This is a genomic window from Staphylococcus sp. EG-SA-2 (assembly GCF_017152085.1).
In genome coordinates, this window is the sequence record NZ_JACYHC010000401.1 from 1 (window position 1) to 6,754 (window position 6,754).

Consider the following 6,754-nt stretch of genomic DNA (forward strand, 5'->3'; position numbering starts at 1 on the left):
TCTACTACGACTTTGTCAGCTTTAATAAAGACTTCTTTATGCACATCCATGATAGAAATGTTGCTAATAAATGCACCCTTTTGTAACCAATCATATTCAATGTATGGTTGATCCGTTACGGTACATGTAATGACTACTTCACCATTTGATACTGCTTCTTTAGCATTTTCTGTCGCAATAAAATTAATTTCCGGACGCTGTTGTTGCCATCTATCAACAAAGCGTGCACATGCTTCAGAGAATTGATCGTAAACAAACACGCGTTTAATATGATCGAATTGCTCTAACATACTTTGTAATTGCTTGTCTCCGATTAGCCCGCAACCAATGATTGTTAAGTCTTTAAATCCTTTTTTAGCCAAATGCTTAGCTGCAATCACTGAAACTGCTGCAGTACGCATACTACTAATTAAACTTGCTTCCATAACTGCAATTGGATAATTCGTTTCTGGATCATTCAAAATAATGACACCACTTGCACGCTCCATATTACGTTTCGATGGATTGTCGTGCTTACTACCTATCCACTTAATACCTGAAATTGCGTGTTCACCACCGATATGACTTGGCATTGCAATAATTCGATCTGCGATGTGTCCATTTTCAGGATCCTGTCTTAAATACGGCTTAAGCGGTTGTACAAAATCATTGTGCGCATGGGCTGTTAATGCTTCTGTTAATGCGTCCACATAAACTTGTGAATGATTACCTCCCGCTTGTTCAATATCTGATCTATTTAAATACAACATCTCTCTATTCATTCTGATTTAACTCCTTGTCTTGATTTCATTTTTTCTAACCATGTATCTGAATAAACTAAATCTAAGTAACGATCGCCTCGATCTGGTAAAATCGTGACAATTGTTGCACCTTCTTCAATTGACGTTATCAACTGCTCAATCGCTGCAATAATCGAGCCTGTTGAACCTCCGGCAAATATGCCTTCATAATCAATCAGTTTTCGACAGCCCAAAGCAGATTGATAATCATCTACATGGATCACTTGATTAATTTCTGATCTATTCAATATTTCGGGTACACGACTAGCACCGATACCAGGTAATTCTCTATTAATAGGTTTGTCACCAAAAATGACTGACCCTTTCGCATCAACAGCAACAATTTGTGCGTTTGGATGCACTTCTTTTATTTTTCTACTCATACCCATAATGCTACCTGTCGTGCTGACTGGCGCGACAAAATAATCTATAGGTTGCTTAATTGTTTCAACAATCTCTGTGCCTGCACCATGATAATGGGATTGCCAATTTAACTCATTCGCATATTGATTAATCCAATATGCATCGTCAATAGTGGCTAACAGTTCTTGCACCTTTGCAATACGAGTCATTAAATAACCCCCATGTGCATCAGGTTCTTCAACCATTTCTACATTGGCACCATAACTTTTAATAATTTTCAAATTTGTTGGTGATATTTTAGGATCAACAACACACGTGAGTTTTAATCCCTTGATTTTAGCTATCATTGCCAACGCAATGCCTAAATTACCAGAAGTACTTTCAATTAAATGTGTATTCTCAGTGATTAAACCATGTTTAATACCATGTTCAATGATGTACTTGGCAGGTCGATCTTTCATGCTGCCTCCAGGATTCATATACTCTAACTTTGCAAACACTTCATGTTTCGGAAATAGTTGATGAAGTTGAACCATAGGTGTTTGCCCTACAGAATCTAACAATGAATCGTGACATGCTTGACTTTTTTCAATCAAAAGCGCTTCCTCCTCAAATTTAAAATTCTATAATATTGTGTGTTACCTAATTGATAATGATTCTCACTATCAAGTAATTAGGATTATATTTTTTATGCATTTATATGTCAAATAATTATAAGTTGCATGTAAATCATAAATATTTTATTGACTTAGGAAAAAATTTAATTCATACTAAATCGTGATAATGATTCTCATTGTCATACATCACGAAGGAGGCTAATTAGTCAATGAATAAAGTAATTAAAATGCTTGTTGTTACGCTTGCTTTCCTACTTGTTTTAGCAGGATGTAGTGGGAATTCAAATAAACAATCATCTGATAACAAAGATAAGGAAACAACTTCAATTAAACATGCAATGGGTACAACTGAAATTAAAGGGAAACCAAAGCGTGTTGTTACGCTATATCAAGGTGCCACTGACGTCGCTGTATCTTTAGGTGTTAAACCTGTAGGTGCTGTAGAATCATGGACACAAAAACCGAAATTCGAATACATAAAAAATGATTTAAAAGATACTAAGATTGTAGGTCAAGAACCTGCACCTAACTTAGAGGAAATCTCTAAATTAAAACCGGACTTAATTGTCGCGTCAAAAGTTAGAAATGAAAAAGTTTACGATCAATTATCTAAAATCGCACCAACAGTTTCTACTGATACAGTTTTCAAATTCAAAGATACAACTAAGTTAATGGGGAAAGCTTTAGGGAAAGAAAAAGAAGCTGAAGATTTACTTAAAAAGTACGATGATAAAGTAGCTGCATTCCAAAAAGATGCAAAAGCAAAGTATAAAGATGCATGGCCATTGAAAGCTTCAGTTGTTAACTTCCGTGCTGATCATACAAGAATTTATGCTGGTGGATATGCTGGTGAAATCTTAAATGATTTAGGATTCAAACGTAATAAAGACTTACAAAAACAAGTTGATAATGGTAAAGATATTATCCAACTTACATCTAAAGAAAGCATTCCATTAATGAACGCTGATCATATTTTTGTAGTAAAATCAGATCCAAATGCGAAAGATGCTGCATTAGTTAAAAAGACTGAAAGCGAATGGACTTCAAGTAAAGAGTGGAAAAATTTAGACGCAGTTAAAAACAACCAAGTATCTGATGATTTAGATGAAATCACTTGGAACTTAGCTGGCGGATATAAATCTTCATTAAAACTTATTGACGATTTATATGAAAAGTTAAATATTGAAAAACAATCAAAATAATTAAGGAGTTTTACGATGCTACTTAAACCAAAATACCAAATCGTTATTGCTGGTTTATGTCTTGCAATAGTAGCTATCTTAAGTTTAATGATTGGAAATACGCTTGTGTCACCAGGTACGGTGATACAGGCGTTATTCAACTTTGATAGTGAAAACGATTTACATGATGTTGTCACTGGTGCACGGGCGTCGAGAACAATCATTGCGTTATTGACTGGTGCTGCCCTTGCTGTCTCAGGTTTGTTGATGCAAGCACTTACACGAAACCCAATAGCCTCACCAGGGCTTTTCGGTGTCAATGCAGGCGCAGTATTTTTTGTCATTTTTAGTATTACATTTATCCAAATTCAATCTTTTAAAATGATTGTAGTTATTGCATTTTTAGGTGCCATTGTTGTTACTATATTAGTTGTTGCGCTAGGTATGTTTAGACAAACACTATTCTCACCTCACCGTGTCATTTTGGCAGGTGCTGCGATTGCGATGCTATTTACAGCCTTTACTCAAGGCATACTTATTATGAACGAAACAGACTTACAAGGCCTATTATTTTGGTTAAGTGGCTCCGTTTCATTACGTAATATTTGGGATATCCCATGGATTATTCCGCTTGTATTGATACTTATTTTAATTGCATTTAGCATGGCTGCACACATCAACATCTTGATGACAAGTGACGACATTGCAACCGGCCTCGGTCAAAACATAAAATTAATCAAATGGATGATTATTATGCTCATCAGTATGTTAGCCGGTATTTCGGTAGCCGTAGCTGGATCAATCGTCTTTGTGGGTCTTATCGTACCGAATATTAGCAAACGATTATTACCACCAAACTATAAGTATTTAATTCCTTTTACTGCATTAGCTGGAGCAATCCTAATGATCATTTCAGACATTGTTGCTCGTATAATAATTAAGCCACTAGAGTTGCCTATCGGTGTCGTTACCGCTGTCATTGGCGCTATTGTCTTAATCTATATTATGAAGAAAGGACGTCAACGCTTATGACCGAAAAGATTAATAAAAAAGACAATTACCATCTCATCTTCGCGTTAATCTTTTTAGCCATCGTTTCAGTGGTAAGTATGATGATTGGTTCAAGCTTTATACCATTACAACGCGTACTGATGTACTTTATAAATCCAAATGACAGTATGGATCAATTCACTTTAGAAGTATTACGCTTACCTCGCATTACACTTGCGATTTTAGCAGGTGCCGCACTAGGAATGAGTGGTTTAATGTTGCAAAATGTATTAAAAAATCCAATTGCCTCACCTGATATTATCGGTATCACAGGTGGTGCTAGCTTAAGTGCTGTTGTCTTTATTGCATTTTTCAGCCATTTAACGATACATTTACTTCCACTATTTGCAGTATTAGGTGGCGCAGTTGCAATGATGATACTATTAGTGTTTCAAACGAAAGGACAAATACGCCCGACAATACTCATAATCATCGGTATTTCGATGCAAACGTTGTTTATTGCGCTTGTCCAAGGATTACTCATTACAACGAAGCAATTATCTGCTGCCAAAGCTTATACATGGCTAGTCGGAAGTCTTTACGGTGCTACGTTTAAAGATACAATCATTTTGGGTATGGTTATTTTAGCTGTTGTGCCGTTGTTATTTCTTGTTATACCAAAAATGAAAATATCTATACTTGATGACCCTGTAGCGATTGGCTTAGGCTTACATGTACAACGTATGAAACTAATCCAATTAATCACTTCTACTATACTCGTATCTATGGCAATCAGTTTAGTAGGTAACATTGGGTTTGTCGGTTTAATCGCACCACATATCGCGAAAACAATCGTTCGCGGAAGTTATGCTAAAAAGTTACTAATGTCAGCAATGATTGGTGCCATATCAATTGTTATTGCAGACTTAATTGGGCGTACCTTATTCTTGCCTAAAGAAGTGCCAGCAGGTGTATTTATTGCTGCTTTTGGTGCCCCATTCTTCATATACTTATTATTAACCGTGAAAAAGTTATAACGATATTATTAAAACAAAATGACCTCACAACGAAGTTAGCTAAATGATTCAGTTAACTAACAGTTGCGAGGTTTTTTTATACATATAGTTGTTGTTATTGTTAACAAGCGTCGACTTTCTTAATTACATATTAATACTTTATATACAAATAACACCGACTCATATTCTATAATATCAATCAATATTCTTCGATTTTTCAAATATCGATAACTATTTCTTATTTAAATATAGTGTTTGATAATGTCATTTATTCAAAAACACAAATTTTAATAAAAATATCATATTATTTTTAATTGTAAATTATGGATTATTTTTCTTATTATATTGTGTTATATTAAAATAAAGTGCATATACAAGGAGATAAAACAATGAAATATAATAACCATGACAAAATTAGAGATTTTATAATCATTGAAGCATATATGTTTCGTTTTAAGAAAAAAGTCAAGCCTGAAGTCGATATGACTATAAAAGAATTTATATTACTGACTTATTTATTTCATCAGCAAGAAAACACACTTCCATTTAAGAAGATTGTTTCAGATTTATGTTATAAACAATCGGATTTAGTACAGCATATAAAAGTACTTGTGAAACATTCATATATTAGTAAAGTTCGAAGTAAAATTGATGAGCGTAATACTTACATTTCAATATCTGAAGAACAACGAGAGAAAATTGCAGAACGTGTTACATTGTTTGATCAAATCATTAAACAATTTAACCTTGCAGATCAAAGTGAATCACAGATGATACCAAAAGATAGTAAAGAATTTCTAAACTTGATGATGTATACAATGTATTTCAAGAATATTATCAAAAAACATCTAACATTAAGTTTTGTAGAATTCACAATTCTAGCTATTATCACTTCTCAAAATAAAAACATCGTTCTTCTTAAAGATTTAATTGAAACAATCCACCATAAATACCCTCAAACTGTTAGAGCTCTCAATAATTTAAAAAAGCAAGGCTATCTAATAAAAGAACGCTCAACTGAAGATGAAAGAAAAATTTTAATTCATATGGATGACGCGCAGCAAGACCATGCTGAACAATTATTAGCTCAAGTGAATCAATTATTAGCAGATAAAGATCATTTACATCTTGTTTTTGAATAATATCTCTATTACGCAAGTGTGCTGTATTCTAAAGTGCACTTGTGTTTTCTATTTTTTAATAAAACCTCAGCACATAATGAACAACTTTCTATTTTCTATATCACTTAAAACCATTTCCGAAATTAAACCTCAGCACATTCAAAGCCCCACTTTATTCTTAAAAATATTTTTTAACTCATATGTATTAAACCGCTTTCATTATAAAAAATATCTCTATATTTTATCTGTTTTTATTAATCGAAATAGCGTGATTTTGCGGTTTTAAGCCTTTTACTTCCTGAATAAATCTTTCAGCAAAATATTTATTTTATAAGTTGTAAAACTTACATTTAAATTTAATTATAAATATAGATTTTAGTATTGCAATACATAATTCGTTATATTATGATGACTTTACAAATACATACAGGGGGTATTAATTTGAAAAAGAAAAACATTTATTCAATTCGTAAACTAGGTGTAGGTATTGCATCTGTAACTTTAGGTACATTACTTATATCTGGTGGCGTAACACCTGCTGCAAATGCTGCGCAACACGATGAAGCTCAACAAAATGCTTTTTATCAAGTGTTAAATATGCCTAACTTAAACGCTGATCAACGTAATGGTTTTATCCAAAGCCTTAAAGATGATCCAAGCCAAAGTGCTAACGTTTTAGGTGAAGCT

Annotated in this window: 7 protein-coding genes; 5 read left to right on the forward strand and 2 right to left on the reverse strand. The window is 33.5% G+C overall.

All coding sequences use genetic code 11. The annotated features are described in order from the left end of the window. Both sbnB and sbnA read right to left on the reverse strand, forming a co-directional pair. Positions 1-761, reverse strand: a 761-nt coding sequence (sbnB, locus tag IDG60_RS03880) for an N-[(2S)-2-amino-2-carboxyethyl]-L-glutamate dehydrogenase SbnB (RefSeq protein ID WP_095231966.1), incomplete at its 3' end; no start/stop codon positions are given. Further along, positions 758-1,738 (reverse strand): 2,3-diaminopropionate biosynthesis protein SbnA, encoded by a 981-nt coding sequence (sbnA, locus tag IDG60_RS03885; RefSeq protein ID WP_000570808.1) that lies wholly within the window; start codon positions 1,736-1,738, stop codon positions 758-760. The genes sbnB and sbnA, both read right to left, overlap by 4 nt. Positions 1,739-1,968: 230 nt before the next feature. On the opposite strand from sbnA, the gene sirA reads away from it, so the two are divergent. From sirA to IDG60_RS03910, 5 genes are all read left to right on the forward strand, one after another. Beyond that, positions 1,969-2,961: a staphyloferrin B ABC transporter substrate-binding protein SirA gene (gene sirA / locus IDG60_RS03890; protein WP_001045111.1), complete on the forward strand. Its 993-nt coding sequence runs from the start codon at positions 1,969-1,971 to the stop codon at positions 2,959-2,961. Between the two features lie 15 nt (positions 2,962-2,976). Then, positions 2,977-3,972 carry a staphyloferrin B ABC transporter permease subunit SirB gene (gene sirB, locus IDG60_RS03895; protein ID WP_000924990.1) on the forward strand — a complete coding sequence of 332 codons (996 nt, stop codon included), beginning with the start codon at positions 2,977-2,979 and terminating at the stop codon, positions 3,970-3,972. After that, complete coding sequence (gene sirC, locus IDG60_RS03900; RefSeq protein ID WP_000136633.1) at positions 3,969-4,967, forward strand: staphyloferrin B ABC transporter permease subunit SirC; 999 nt, start codon at positions 3,969-3,971, stop codon at positions 4,965-4,967. Before sirB ends, sirC begins: the two co-directional genes overlap by 4 nt. 368 nt (positions 4,968-5,335) lie before the next feature. Beyond that, the gene (gene sarS, locus IDG60_RS03905) at positions 5,336-6,088 is read left to right on the forward strand and encodes an HTH-type transcriptional regulator SarS (protein WP_000876756.1); all 753 of its coding nucleotides are present in this window, start codon (positions 5,336-5,338) and stop codon (positions 6,086-6,088) included. A 420-nt stretch (positions 6,089-6,508) separates the two neighbouring features. Beyond that, the coding region (locus IDG60_RS03910) for a B domain-containing protein (RefSeq protein WP_084989543.1) at positions 6,509-6,754 on the forward strand (246 nt) is incomplete at its 3' end.

Coding starts and splice junctions, on each gene's coding strand:
- sarS (WP_000876756.1), top strand. CDS start 5,336: ATGAAATATAATAACCATGACAAAATTAGAGATTTTATAATCATTGAA.
- sirB (WP_000924990.1), top strand. CDS start 2,977: ATGCTACTTAAACCAAAATACCAAATCGTTATTGCTGGTTTATGTCTT.
- sirA (WP_001045111.1), top strand. CDS start 1,969: ATGAATAAAGTAATTAAAATGCTTGTTGTTACGCTTGCTTTCCTACTT.
- sirC (WP_000136633.1), top strand. CDS start 3,969: ATGACCGAAAAGATTAATAAAAAAGACAATTACCATCTCATCTTCGCG.